Source organism: Kribbella sp. NBC_01484 (assembly GCF_036227145.1).
Classification (GTDB): Bacteria; Actinomycetota; Actinomycetes; order Propionibacteriales; family Kribbellaceae; genus Kribbella.
Window position 1 is genome coordinate 7,606,027 of record NZ_CP109437.1, and the last position, 13,618, is coordinate 7,619,644.

Here is a 13,618-nt window from a genome sequence, read left to right on the forward strand (position 1 = left end):
ACCCGCGCACCCTCATCGGTCGGCCGCGGCCAGTCGCACGTCCGAACGTTCGATCGCGGTGATGCTGCCGCCGAGATAGGCGTCGACGACCTGCGGGTCGGTCCGCACCACATCCGGCGTACCTTCGGCGATGATGTTGCCGTCGGCCATCGCGATGATCCGGTCCGAGATCCCCATGATCAAAGGGATGTCGTGCTCGATGATCACGAGCGTCAGGTCGAGCTCGCTCTTCAGCTCGGCGAGCAGGTGACCCAGCGCCTCGGTCTCGCGCTGGGCGACACCGCTGGACGGTTCGTCGAGCAACAGGCACAAGGGCTGCAACGCCACCAGGCAGGCGATCTCGGTGATCCGGCGGGTGCCGGTCGACAGTTCCTGGATCGCCTTGTCCCGGTAGTGGTCGAGGCCCATCGCGGAGATGAGTGCGCGGGCCTGGCGCTCCTTCGTCCGCTCGCCCAGGGTCACCCCGAGCGTCGACATCACGAAGCTGGTCGGCCGGACTCGCTCGAGTGACAGCATCACGGTCTGTTTCACGGTCATCGTCGGGAACAGCGCGGCATCCTGGAACGACCGGATCAGACCGCGCCGCGCGCGTCCCTCCGGGCCTGCGTTGCTGATGTCCTCACCGTTGAAGAACACCTGGCCGGTCTCCGGTTTCGTGAAGCCGCCGAGCAACTCGAACGTCGTCGTCTTGCCGGCCCCGTTCGGCCCGATCAGTCCGACCGTCTCGCCGGCAGCGACCTCGAACGACACACCGCGCACGGCATGCACGCCGCCGAAGCTCTTGCGCAGGTCGCGCGCTTCGAGCAGTGGCGTGCCCGCCGGGACAACCGCCCGCTTCGAGGCAGCGGTGTCCGGTTCGCTGACGCGCAGGTCGCTGATCCGGACCCCCTGAGCGGTCGCGCCGGTCTCCCCCGCATCCTCGCCGGCGTACAGCGGGTCGGGATCGATGCCGTGCCGGCGGGCGATGAACTTCACGATCCAGTCCCGGATCGGCGCGACGACCTGGATCAGACCGCCGGGCTTCCACAGCACCAGGAGCAGCGCCCCGAACTTCGTTGCCGCCAGCCCGATGTTGCCGATGTCCAGCAGTGGCAGGCCGAGGACCCAGGCCGCACCGAGCAGCGGACCACCGAGCGTGGACACGCCACCGAGCACCGTCATGACGACCACGTCGATACTGGCGGACGCCGGGAAGGATCCGGCGCTGATGGTGGACAGCGAATGACCGTACGTCGCGCCGCCGATGCCCGCGATGAACCCGGCGACCATGTAACCCTGGAGCTTGACGAGACTCGCCCGTACGGCGAACGCGCGTGCGTTGTCCTCGTTGTCGCGGATCGCGACGAGCAGGCGGCTGAAGCCACTGCGCCGGATGTTCCACACCAGCACCAGGGCCACCGTGAACAGCACCAGCGCGCAGTAGTAGTACTCGCGGCCGGTGTCGAGCGGACCCTTGAGCGGCCAGCCGACCGGCTTGCCGGGATCCTTGCCATCGCCGAGCATCCACGGCTGCGCGAGCAGCCAGATGGGAGTGGCGAGCGCGAAGCCGAGGGTCGTCACGGTGAGCATCAGACCGCGGATGCGCAACGCGGGCAGGCCGATGACGACCGAGACGAGCCCGGCCGCCAGACCGGCCAGCAGCAGTGCGAGCGGGAAACCACCGGCGCTGGTCGCCACCTTGTAGGAGACGACGGCGCCGATCGCGGCGACGGCGAACTGGCCGAGCGTCAACTGTCCACCGAGGCCGGTCAGGACACTGATCGACAGGCCGACGATCGCGAAGGCGATGATGCCGGTCAGCGTCACCGACTGACCGTTGGAGATGAACACTGGCATCAGCGCGAGTACCGCGATCGTCACGACGGCGAAGACCGGGCCCAGCGCACGCACTGTCCACAGCCTCTGCAGCCGGTCCGGGATCGGGCGCAGGCCCTGCACCGCGGCCCAACTGCCCTTCTCCTCGTCGCGGCCGGTACGCCGGCGCTGCACCAGCAGGGCCACCAGGATGATCACGAACATCGCCACCTCGACCAGGCCCGACTGCGGATAGTTCCACAACAGGATCTGCTCGAGGATGCCCAGACCGATGCCGCTGACCAGTGCGATCGGCAGGCTCTGCATCCGGCCGATGACAGCGGCTGTCAACGCGCGCAGCAGCAACGCGGGACCGAAGCTGTCCGCGCCGACGAAGCCCTGGGTCGGCGCGGTGAGGATCGCGGTGAACGCCGCGAGCGCACCGGCGATCGCCCACGCCAGCGTCGACATCCGGCTCGCGAAGATGCCGGACATCCGCGCGGCTTCCGGGTTGGCCGCCGCCGCGCGGATCGCCAGGCCGAACCGCGATCGCTTGAGGAACAACGCGATCGCGAGAACGAACAACGGCGACAGGAACAGCATCCCGGAGTACGCCGGCGTCACGCGCAACTGGCCGACGTTGAAGACCGGCAGCCACGTCGGCTGCGGATACAACGGCCCGGACGCGGTGGAGTTGATCAGCGACGCGAAGACGACCAGGAACTGGCCGACGCCCAGTGTCGCGACGATGGACACGATCCGCGGCGCGTTACGGAGCCGTCGTACGACGCCGGCCTCGGCGCCGGCCGCCGTCACCGCGGACACGATCGCCGCCAGCACGAACGCGATCCAGTACGGGATGTGCCACTTCACCGCGGCGACACCGAAGAACGCCGCCCCGAACGCGCCGATCTGGCCGTGCGCGAAGTTGATGATGCGGTTGCTCCGGAAGACCAGCACGATGCCGACCGCCAGCAGACCGTACGTCATGCCGACGATCGTGCCGAGCAGGATGACCGGCATCGGTGTCTCGGCCTTGATGATGTCGTGGCCGGCCAGGATCGCGGAGACGATCTTCGCCACGACGACCGCGACCACGAAGGCCGCGAGGTGGAGGAGCGGCTTCCGCGCCTTCATCGCGCCGCTCCCGCACCCTGGAGGAAGACCGCGCGCAGCAGGTCGTCACGAGCCAGCAGGTCATCGGCACGGCCGTCGAAACGCATCTCGCCCTTCTCCATGAAATAGGCGTGGTCAACGAGGTTCAGCGCAATGTTCACGGACTGCTCGACCAGCACCACCGCCGTACCGTCGGCGTTGATCCGGCGAACCATCTCCAGGAGCTGACCGACGATCACCGGCGCCAGGCCGAGCGAGAGTTCGTCGATCAGCAGCAGCTTCGGACGCAGCATCAACGCCTTGGACAGCCCGAGCATCTGTTGCTCACCACCCGACAACGTCGATGCGAGCGAGTTGCGGCGTTCGTAGAGCCGCGGGAACGCCTCGAAGCAGGACTCGATCGCGCGCCCGGCCGATCCCCGCTCCTTGGCCATCGTGTAGCCGTAGCTGCGGAGGTTCTCGACGACCGTCATCGGCCCGAAGACCGCGCGGCCACCGGGGATCTGGGTGATACCCAGCCGCATCCGCCGCTCCGCGTCGAGATACGTGATCTCCTGCCCGCGGTACCGCACGCTGCCCGCGCTCGGCAGGCAGACGCCGGAGATCACCTTGAGCAGCGTCGACTTGCCGGCACCGTTGACACCGAGCAGAGCGACCATCTCCCCGTCGTCGATGGTGAAGTTCGTGTCGAAGAGGACCTGCAACTGGCCGTAGGAGAAGTCGACGCCGCGACAGGCCAGCATCGGCAAGCGCCCACCGCTGCGCCTGATCCGGCGGATCTCCTCCTCCTCGACCACCTCGTCGATCATCCGGTCGAGGTCGGCCTCGATGAACCGTCCCGCACTGGCGATGATGAACGCACCGATCACCCCGGGGATCGCGATGGCGACCATCGTGCCGCCGACGCCGTACTGGTCCTGGACGCCACCGAGCAGCAGGGCGCCGACCGAGCCGCCGATCGCGACGAAGATCCCGGCGAGCGCCTGTGCGTGCGGCCGCATCTGCGCCGGCACGATCGACAGCATCGAGATGCCGAGCATCGGGTGCAGCAGCCCGATACAGCCACCGGCGATGCCGAAGCAGATCAGCATCAGGACCAGCACCGGCATCACCCCGCCCAACGCGATGAAGACCACCGCCACGGCCAGGAGCAGACCGGCGGACCGCAGTACCCGCGCCGGCGACTGCCGGAACTGCTTCTCGCCGCGGCCGCCGTAGACGACCAGCGCGACGACACCGATCCCGAAGAAGGCTGAGAAGAACAGACCGCGCTGCCCCGGACCGAGGTTCCACCGGTAGTCCAGGAACACCGAGATGAAGGTCCCGAGCGGGACCGTGAGTACGCCGTACACGGCGAATCCGGCATACACCCGCCGGTTCGTCGGGATGAGCAGGACCCGGCGGCAGATCTCCCAGAAGCCGAGCGCGACGTCGTCGGCGGACAGCCCGGTCGTTGCCGCCTCATCGTGTTCTTCACGCACCTCGGCGCGCAACCGCTCAGTGTCCCACTTCCCGAAGCCCGGGTCGCGCAACCCGATGGCAGCCAGGGCCATCGCGATCGACGCACACCCCAGCGCCAGGAAGACACCACGCCAGGTCAGGCCGAAGATCGAGGCGAGCAGACCTACCAGCAGCGGCACGAGCGCCTGGCCGAAGGTCCCGATCGCGCTGTACGCCGACAACGCGCGGACCCGCGTCGACGGCGGGTAACTGTCGACGATCAGCGGCGCATGCAGCGCGTACGCCGACCCGGTGGCAAGGCCGTCGAGACACAGGATGGCGATGAGGCTGACCAACGAGGTCACGAAGCCGGTCGTCAACGTGATGACGCTCCACACGATCCCGGTGCCGACGCAGATCATCGCCCGCCAGGCGCGCGCCTGCGACAGGCCCGCGATCGGCAGCGGCGCGATCGCGATCGCGAGTTGGTACAGCGCCCGCGCACCAGCGAGGGCGGCGATCGAGATGCCCAGCGAGCCGCTGATCTCCGGCGTCAGGACCGTGAACGCATAGCTCTGGAAGGAGACCGCCGCCAGCAACAGTCCGAGTGCGATGACCGGGTAGTAGCTCAGGCCATGCTCCCGCACCAGGGTCCGGAAGCTCTCGGTGTCCGTGTCGCCGGTGACGCCCAGCGTGGCGCGGGCCTTGTCGCGCAACGCCGTACTGGTCTGCTCGACTTCCGCGAGCACGGCCTCCTCGGCCGCCCGCGAGTTCCTCGAGTCGGCCATTCAGGCACCGACCTTCCGCGCCCGGAGGTCGAGTTGCCAGGCCGATTCGCCGATGCGATGGCCCGAGGTGTCCATGAGCACGATCGTGATGGTGTGCAATTGCAACTCCTCCTCGCTGCCGGGGATGTCGGAGATCACCGGGAGCTCGAGTGACGTCGCCGTCGTCGGGTAGACGTCGTGATCGACGAGGTAGGCCTTGTCCGGGCAGCCCGGCCGCCCTTCGCACAGGGTGTCGCCGTCGGCGACGTCGGCCAGCGTGTGGCGGGGCTCGATCGGCGACTGATCGACGAAGACCGCGAAGTAGCCGGCGTCGCGCGACGGTGGCTCGCTGTCCGGCGCCGCGATCCGGAAGTCCTTCATCGTCCACGCGACGGTGACCGGGGCCTGCACGGTGGACCGGGCTCCGGGGCTCACGAAGTCGAGCCGGTCGTCGACGCGGAAGTCCAGGTCGTCGAGATGGGTGAGTCCACATCCGGCCAGTGCGACGACGGCGGCCATCGCCATCGCACCCCGCGCAAGCCATCGTCCGCCAGCCACTGTGCACCTCCGCGTCGGTGACCATCTAGCTTCGTCTTCGGTGATCCGGTGGTGCGCAGTGCCCGCATCGGCGCACTGATGTATGCAGATACACTATGGTGGTACGCAACGGTTCCCGCAAGAGCCGCGATCGGACCAGGGCGTGCAGCGTCTATCACACGTCTGAAGAAAAACAGCAACTAGGTCTTGCTGATATCTCAACTCGCTCCTACTGTGATTTCAACCGGTCGCCGAGCGAAGGAGATCCCAGTGCCTCCCAGTCCCGATCCGCGCACGCCCGGCTGGCGAGTCGGCGCCGACATCGGCGGCACGTTCACCGATGTCATCGCACTGGGCCCAGCGGGCGAGGTGGTGCCGATCAAGGTCCCGTCCACCCCTCCCGACTTCGGCTCCGGCGTCGTGGCGGCGACCATCGGCGTACTCTCGTCGGCCTCCGCCGAGCCGGAGTCCGTGGTCGGCATGCTGCACGGGACAACCGTGGCCACCAATGCGATCCTGGCGATGAACGGTGTCCGCACCGCGGTGGTGACGACGCGCGGTTTCCGCGACGTACTGGAGATCGGGCGCCTGCGACGGCCGGTGCTGTACGACCTGTCGTGGTCCAAGCCCGTACCGCTCGCACGACGCCGGCATCGGTACGAACTCGACCAGCGCATCACGGCCGACGGGCGTCTCGAGCCACCGGCCGATGACGAGGAGGTCCGTACGTTGGCCGCGCGGTTGCGAGCGGACGGCATCGAAGCAGTCGCCCTCTGCCTGATCAACTCCTACGTCCGCCCGGACGAGGAGCGTCGAGTCGCCGAACTGCTGCGGGCCGAGCTGCCCGGTGTCTATGTCACAGCATCGGTCGATGTGTCCCCGCAGCCGCACGAATTCGAGCGCACGAGCACCGCGACGGTCAACGCGTACGTCGGTCCCGCGGTGCACGGTTACCTCACCCGGCTGGAGGAGGGGCTGCGAGCCGTGAAGGTGAGCGCCCCGCTGATGGTGATGCAGTCCAGCGGAGGACTGCTCGATGCGGCGTCCGTCGCTCACCGGCCGGTGCAGATCATCGAGTCCGGGCCGGCGGCCGGGGTCACCGCCGTACAGAAGCTCGCGCAGCTGATCGGATTGTCGACAGTGGTCGCGTTCGACATGGGCGGGACCACGGCGAAGGCGTCCCTGATCGAGCACGGTGAACCGTTCGTGTCGGCCGACTACGAGGTCGGCGGCGGGATGAATATTGCCCGTGGCATCAGTTCCGGCGCCGGGTATCCGGTGCGGGCGCCATCGATCGACATCGCCGAGGTCGGCTCCGGCGGCGGCAGCATCATCTCCGTCGACGCCGCCGGCGCGCTCCATGTCGGACCGGCCAGCGCCGGGTCGCGGCCCGGCCCGGCCTGCTATGGCCAGGGCGGTGAGCTGCCGACTCTGACCGACGCCAACGTGACGCTGGGCTATCTCAGCCCGCACGACCTCGCCGGTGGCCGGGTGGCGATTCATCCGGAACTGGCAGTGAAGTCGCTGTCGCCGGTCGCCGAGCAGCTCGGTGGCGACGTACCCGGCACGGCGCGCGGGGCGTACCAGGTGGCTGTGTCGAGCATGACGACCGCGGTCAAGGCAGTGACCAGCGAACGTGGCCGTGATCCTCGCGAGGCGACCATGGTCGCCTTCGGTGGCGCCGGCCCGCTCTATGCCGCCGCCCTGGCCAAGGAGCTGGGGATCTCGACCGTCATCGTGCCCGTGTATCCGGGCCTGTTCAGCAGCCTCGGCCTGCTCGTCGCCGACACCGAACGCCACGAGCTCACGCCGTACCGGGAGGAGTTCGCCGAGGTGAGCGCACTCGCCACGGAGTTCGGGCTGCTGGCAACGAAGGTGAGCGCAGACCTGGGACCCGGCGCCGTCGTGGATCGGCTGCTGGACATGCGTTACCACGGCCAGCGCTTCGAGCTCCGCATCCGGGTGCCCGACGGCGACCTCACCGACGACCTGCTCGCCGAGGTACGGGCCCGGTTCCATGCCGAGCACAAACGCACGTACGGCAGGGCCGGCTCGGACGAACTGGTCGAGCTGGTCAATCTCCGGGTCCGCGGCCGGCTCCTGACCGATGTGTCGATCGCCGACGTGCTGGACTCCCCCGTCGTCCGGACTCACGAGCCCACGACCCGCGACTGCCGGTTCGCCGAGACCGTGCGTACGCCGGTGGTGTCGCGCTCCGATCTCGGCACCGAGCCCGTGGACGGTCCGATGATCATCGAGGACATGGACGCCACCACCCTCGTCCCGCCAGGTACGCGAGTACACCGTGACCGGTTCAACAACATCGTCATCACCTGGAGTCCCGAATGATCCGCGACGCCGTGACCTTCGAGGTCTTCCGCAATGCCGTCACCGGACTCGCCGACGAGATGGCGATCACGATCCTGCGGACGGCGCACTCGCAGCTTGTTGCCTCCAGCATGGATTTCTCCGCCGCACTGTGCGACGCCCAGGGCCGGGTGATCGCCCAGGCCAACACCCTGCCGCTCCACCTCGGTTCGATTCCGGGCGCGATGGAGGCGATCTTCGACGCGTTCGGCGGCGCCATACGGCCAGGAGATCTCTACCTGCTGAACGACCCGTCCCTGGGCGGCATGCACCTGCCGGACATCTTCGCGGTCGCCCCGGTCTTCGCCGGCGAAGTCCTGCTGGGCTTCTCGGTCACGGTCGTCAACCACACCGACGTCGGCGGGTGGGCGGCCGGTTCGATGGCCGTGCAGTCGACCAGCATCTTCGCCGAAGGTGTGCAGATCCCGCCGTCGCGGCTGATCGATGCCGGCGTCCTGAACGAGACCTTCCTGCAACTGATCCTGCGCAACGTCCGCGAACCCGAACTATTGCGCGGGGACCTCGAGTCGCAACTGGCGGCCTGCCACACCGGGGCCGAAGGCCTGCGCGCGCTCGCGGCACGCCACGGTACCGAACGACTCGTCTCCCTCATCGACGAGTTGCTCGACTACTCCGAGACGTTGCTGCGAGCCGCGCTGGCCGAGGCGGTCCCGGGCACCTACGAGTTCACCGACCACATCGACGACGACGGCCTCGGTTCGGACCCGATCCCGATCCGGGTGGTGGCCACGCTGTCCGAGGCCGGGATCGAGCTCGACTTCACTGGTTCCGCGCCGCAGGTCAACTCCGCGCTCAACGCGACGGAGTCCTTCACCCGCTCCGCCGGCTATGCCGCCCTGCAGGGTGTCCTCTCCTCGGACATCCCGGCCAACAGCGGCTTCTACCGGCCGTTCACGTTCGTCATCCCCGAAGCATCGATCCTGAACGGACAGCGGCCGGCCGCACGCGCCGCCCGTGGCCTCGTGGGCTTCCGGATCGTCGACGCGGTGCTCGGGGCGCTCGCCCCGGTCTTCCCCACCCGGGTGCCCGCCGCCGGAGACGGTGGGCCCAACGGGATCGCGATCGGCATCGTCGAGGCTGACGGCGACTCCACCGTGCTGTGGGATCCGTTGGCCGGAGCCTGGGGCGCGCGGCCCGATCGGGACGGTGTGGACGGGATCAGCGCGCTGGGCTCCAACCTGACGAACACCCCGATCGAGGAACTGGAACGCTCAGGTCACCTCCGCATCGACGGGTACGGCTACCTCCCGGACTCGGGTGGAGCAGGTCGCTGGCGTGGCGGCCTGGCGACGTTCCGGGACATGACGCTGCTGGCACCCGAGGCCACCGTGCAGATCAGGTCGGACCGGCGGATGTTCCTGCCCTACGGGCTGGCCGGCGGCGCGCCGGGGACACCTTCCCTCAACATCCTCGACCCTGACGGTCCGGACGAACGGGTGCTGGCGTCCAAACCGCATTTCGTGATGACAGCAGAAGACCGTCACCGGCATGTGACCGCCGGCGGCGGTGGGCACGGTCCGGCCTTCGAGCGCGCCCCGGAAAGGGTCCTCGAAGACGTCCTCGACGGCAAGGTCACGCACGCGGGGGCCGCCCGGGACTACGGCGTCGTCGTCAGCCAAGACGGCGTCATCGATGCGAGCGCCACGGCCAGGTTGCGCGGCCGGGTGCGCTGAAGCCCCACCCTTCCTTTCCACCGATTGGACCTGCGATGAGTTCGACCGCAGCTACCACCCAGACCTCCGTCGCACCTCAGACCTGGCGCAAAGTCAGCCTCCGGATCACCCCGCTGATCGGCCTCGCGTACGTGGTGAGCTTCACCGACCGCGCGAACCTCGGCTACATCGCCGCACCGATGTCGCGGGACCTGCACCTCACCAAGTCGCAGCTCGGCCTCGCCGCCGGCCTGTTCTTCATCGGCTACGTCCTCGTCGAGGTGCCGAGCAACATGCTGCTGCGCCGGTTCGGCGCACGGATCTGGATCGCCCGGATCATGATCACCTGGGGCCTCGTCACCGCCGCGACGGCGACCGTCGACTCGGAGGCCACGCTGTACGTCGCACGGCTCCTGCTCGGGTTCGCCGAAGCCGGCCTGGGCGCCGGAATCCTGCTCTACATCACGTACTGGTTCCCGCGCCGCCAGCGTTCCTGGGCCCTGTCGCTCTTCATCCTGATGACGCCGGCGTCGGCGATCATCGGCTCCCCCCTGGCCGCCGCGGTGCTCAAGTGGGGAGAGCAGGTGCTCGGTATCACCGGCTGGCGGGCGCTGTTCCTCATCGAGGGCGCGCTGACCGTCGTCGTCAGCATCCTGATCTTCTCGTTCCTGCCGGACCGCCCGAGCGACGCACGCTGGCTCGACGACCGGGAGAAGGCCGGCATCGAGAACACGCTGGCCGCCGAGGCCGCCGAACACCGCGCCAACGGTGCGCTCACCGGGCTGCGCGAGGCGTTGACCAGCGGCCGGGTCTGGGCGATGGCCGTGACGTGGTTCGCGATCGCGTTCGGACTGTATCCGCTGGCGTACTTCCTGCCCACGATGATCGCGTCCATCACGCACAGCATCGGTCCGGCCGGCGATGTCAGCAGCGTGCTGCTGTCCGCGATCCCGTGGGCGGTGTCCGTGGTGGCCCTGCTCACCTGGGCTCACTTCGCCGGCCGCAAGACCGCCGTCACGGCGACGGCCGTACCGTTGGCCTGTGGTGCGGCGGGGCTCGTGCTGGCGACCTTTACCAGCAGCGGCGTCCCGTTCGTCCTCGCGGTCTGCCTGAGTGTCGCCGGGATCATCTCCGCGATGCCCCAGTTCTGGCGGATCCCGGCGATCGGTCTGACCGGCGCGGCCGCCGCCTCCGGGATCGCGCTGATCAACTCCGTCAGCAACCTCAGCGGATTCGTCGGTCCCTACATCACCGGGGCCATCGCGGATGCGACCGGTAGCTTCTCCTACGCACTACTGACCATCGCAATCATCATGCTCGCCGCCATGGCTGTCCTGCTGACCACAGGGCGCCGGATCGAGCGGCTGGACGGGAGCCGGTCTTGACCACTGCACTGATCATCGGCGATCTCCAGAAGGGGATCACGGGCAACTATCCGTTCGCCCGGCACGTCGTCCCACCCGTCACCGAACTGCTGTCCCGCGCTCGTGCGGCCGGCCTTCTCGTGGTGTTCGTGCACTTCGCCTTCCGGGCGAACGGGACCGACGTGCCGCCGGACAGTGCCCTGCTGAGATCGTTCTACGAGGCCGGGGACGCCTTCCACGAGGGATCGCCCGGAACCGAGGTCGACCTACCGGTCGCCGACGGGGACGTCGTCGTACTCAAGCGCCGCGCGAGCGCCTTCGCCGGCACAGATCTTGACCTGGTGCTGCGCGCGGCTGGTGTCAACAGTCTCGTGATCGCCGGCGTCGCGACCAGCGCGATGGTGGCCGCGACGTGCTACGACGCCGCCGACCGCGGCTACCAGGTGACCGTACTGCGGGACGGGTGCGCCGACGGCGACCAGGCGATGCACGACTTCTTCATGGACGCGGTCTTCCCCAGCCGCGGATTCGAGGTCGTCGATTCCACCGACTGGAACGGGTTGGACGCGTGAACGCCACGTTGCTGGATCGGCTCCGGACAGACCTCGACGTACGCCGGGAGTCCACCGGGCTGCGCCGCGATCTCGTTGCCTCAGGCATCCAAGGACCGACCCTGCGCGTCGGCGGGGAGATCCTCGTGAACTTCGCCTCCAACGACTATCTCGGGCTCGCCGCCGACCCGGAGGTGCTCGAATCGGCGCAGCGGGCGCTGCGCGATCTGGGACTCGGGGTCACCGCGGGACGCGTACTGTGCGGCACGCGGGAGATCCACGGCGAGCTCGAGGCGGCCATCGCGGACCTGGTCGGAGCGGAGGACGCAGTGCTGTACAGCTCCTGCTTCGATGCGAACCTCGGCACCTTCGACGCTCTGCTCGGCCGGGACGACGCCGTCTTCAGTGACGCGCTGAACCACGCCAGTCTGATCGACGGCATCCGCTTGACGTCGGCCCGCCGGTACGTCTTCGGCCATGCCGACCTCGACGAGCTCGAACGCAACCTCGCCGCGTGCGCGGATGCCCGCCACCGGCTCATCGTCACTGACGGAGTCTTCAGCATGGACGGCGACATCGCCGCCTTGCCGCAGCTCGCCGAACTCGCGCAGCACTACGACGCGGCGCTCATGGTCGACGACTCCCACGCCACGGGTGTACTTGGCGCCACCGGTGCAGGCACAGCCGAGTACTACGGACTGGACGGCCGCATCGACGTACTGACAGGGACGCTGGGCAAGGCGCTCGGCGGTGGCGCCGGCGGCTTCGTCGCCGGGTCCCATGCTGTCGTGGAGACACTGCGCCAGGTCTCACGCCCGTACATCTTCACCAACGCGATGTCACCGCCCCTGGCCGCCGCGGCACTGACAGCGATCCGGATCGCGCGAGGACACCCCGAGCTTCGGGAACGCCTGGCCGCCAACACGGCCTGGCTCCGGACGGCACTGCAGGATCTCGGGTACGACGTACTGCCCGGTGAGCACCCCATCATCCCGGTGATGCTCCGCGGCGGCTCGCTCGCCCGCGACGTAGCAGCCGCCCTCCGGCGAGATGGTGTCCTCGCCTTCGCCTTGTCACATCCAGTCGTGCCCGCGGGCGAGGAGCGGATCAGAGTGCAGGTCTCGGCGTCACACACCACCAACCAACTCGAACTCGCGGCGGCCGCCTTCGGTCGCGCGTACGCCGTCATGGCGGGCGTATGAGCGCCGACGAAGGGCTTCGCGCACCCACCAGCGCGGACAGTGTGGAGCTGGAGGGCCGGGTCGCGATCGTAACCGGCGGTGCGAGCGGCATGGGCCTCGCGACCGTGCACGCATTGGCGCGCCGCGGCGCGACCGTCGCAGTCTTCGATCTCGCCGCGCCTGGCCGCACCGAGCTGGCGTCGATGCTGGATGTGGGGGTGGACCGGGTCCGGTCGGTCGCGGTGGACGTCACGGACAGCGGCCAGGTCGACCGTGCGGTCGCCTCGGTGTTGGCGGAGCAGGCGCGGCTCGACATCCTGGTCAACGCGGCAGGCATCGCACCGCCGACGCCGTTCGAGGACATCACCGAGGACGAGTGGAGCCGCGTGCTCGCGGTCAACGTGAACGGCACGTTCCTGTGCTGCCAGCGGGCGCTTCCCGCGATGCGCGACGGCGGCTGGGGGCGGATCGTCAATTTCTCCTCCACTGCCGGCAAGACCATCAGCACCGCCGGCGGCGCGCACTACACCACCGCGAAGCACGGCGTCCTCGGGCTCACCCGGCACCTGGCGAAGGCCTACGGGCCGGTCGGGGTCACGGTGAACGCCGTGTGCCCGGGTCTGATCGACACACCGATGGCGCGCGGCCTGTTGCCCGAAGGGTCGCTCGAGCGCGCGACCGCGTCCTACCCGGTGCCCCGGGTCGGCCTGCCCTGGGAGGTCGCCGAGCTCGTCGCCTTCCTCGCCTCCGACCGCGCCGCCTACATCACGGGCGCGGCCGTCGACATCAACGGCGGTGATCTCATCGTCTGAACCGACGGCGAACCGC

Annotated in this window: 9 protein-coding genes; 6 read left to right on the top strand and 3 right to left on the bottom strand. The window is 68.8% G+C overall.

Annotation, left to right across the window (positions count from 1 at the left end; all coding sequences use genetic code 11):
- Window positions 1-12: 12 nt before the first annotated feature.
- Genes OG555_RS36750 through OG555_RS36760 form a run of 3 tightly spaced genes read right to left on the bottom strand, consistent with a single transcriptional unit; the run spans window position 13 to window position 5,675 of the window.
- Entirely contained in the window at window positions 13-2,931 is a 2,919-nt protein-coding gene (locus OG555_RS36750; RefSeq protein WP_329477677.1) for an ABC transporter permease subunit, read from the bottom strand.
- Window positions 2,928-5,138: an ATP-binding protein gene (locus OG555_RS36755; RefSeq protein WP_329477679.1), complete on the bottom strand. Its 2,211-nt coding sequence runs from the start codon at window positions 5,136-5,138 to the stop codon at window positions 2,928-2,930. Before OG555_RS36755 ends, OG555_RS36750 begins: the two co-directional genes overlap by 4 nt.
- Window positions 5,139-5,675 (bottom strand): hypothetical protein, encoded by a 537-nt coding sequence (locus OG555_RS36760; RefSeq protein WP_329477681.1) that lies wholly within the window; start codon window positions 5,673-5,675, stop codon window positions 5,139-5,141.
- Window positions 5,676-5,924: 249 nt separating this feature from the next.
- On the opposite strand from OG555_RS36760, the gene OG555_RS36765 reads away from it, so the two are divergent.
- From OG555_RS36765 to OG555_RS36790, 6 genes are read left to right on the top strand one after another with little or no spacing between them, the layout of a single operon-like run.
- Window positions 5,925-8,003, top strand: a complete 2,079-nt coding sequence (locus tag OG555_RS36765; protein WP_329477683.1) for a hydantoinase/oxoprolinase family protein — start codon at window positions 5,925-5,927, stop codon at window positions 8,001-8,003.
- Window positions 8,000-9,715 carry a hydantoinase B/oxoprolinase family protein gene (locus OG555_RS36770; RefSeq protein ID WP_329477685.1) on the top strand — a complete coding sequence of 572 codons (1,716 nt, stop codon included), beginning with the start codon at window positions 8,000-8,002 and terminating at the stop codon, window positions 9,713-9,715. The genes OG555_RS36765 and OG555_RS36770 overlap by 4 nt, the downstream gene beginning before the upstream one ends.
- Before the next feature lie 35 nt (window positions 9,716-9,750).
- Window positions 9,751-11,079, top strand: coding sequence for an MFS transporter (locus OG555_RS36775; protein ID WP_329477687.1), 1,329 nt, complete (start codon window positions 9,751-9,753; stop codon window positions 11,077-11,079).
- On the top strand, window positions 11,076-11,630 hold the full coding sequence (locus OG555_RS36780; RefSeq protein WP_329477689.1) for a cysteine hydrolase family protein: 555 nt from the start codon (window positions 11,076-11,078) through the stop codon (window positions 11,628-11,630). The genes OG555_RS36775 and OG555_RS36780 overlap by 4 nt, the downstream gene beginning before the upstream one ends.
- A complete protein-coding gene (locus OG555_RS36785; protein ID WP_329477691.1) occupies window positions 11,627-12,811 on the top strand; it encodes a glycine C-acetyltransferase in 1,185 nt (394 codons plus the stop codon). Before OG555_RS36780 ends, OG555_RS36785 begins: the two co-directional genes overlap by 4 nt.
- The gene (locus OG555_RS36790) at window positions 12,808-13,602 is read left to right on the top strand and encodes an SDR family NAD(P)-dependent oxidoreductase (protein WP_329477693.1); all 795 of its coding nucleotides are present in this window, start codon (window positions 12,808-12,810) and stop codon (window positions 13,600-13,602) included. Before OG555_RS36785 ends, OG555_RS36790 begins: the two co-directional genes overlap by 4 nt.
- Window positions 13,603-13,618: the final 16 nt, after the last annotated feature.

What these genes read in the sequence shown, in the direction of transcription:
- OG555_RS36750 (WP_329477677.1), bottom strand. Translation starts at nt 2,931, where the DNA reads ATGAAGGCGCGGAAGCCGCTCCTCCACCTCGCGGCCTTCGTGGTCGCG.
- OG555_RS36755 (WP_329477679.1), bottom strand. Translation starts at nt 5,138, where the DNA reads ATGGCCGACTCGAGGAACTCGCGGGCGGCCGAGGAGGCCGTGCTCGCG.
- OG555_RS36770 (WP_329477685.1), top strand. Translation starts at nt 8,000, where the DNA reads ATGATCCGCGACGCCGTGACCTTCGAGGTCTTCCGCAATGCCGTCACC.
- OG555_RS36775 (WP_329477687.1), top strand. Translation starts at nt 9,751, where the DNA reads ATGAGTTCGACCGCAGCTACCACCCAGACCTCCGTCGCACCTCAGACC.
- OG555_RS36790 (WP_329477693.1), top strand. Translation starts at nt 12,808, where the DNA reads ATGAGCGCCGACGAAGGGCTTCGCGCACCCACCAGCGCGGACAGTGTG.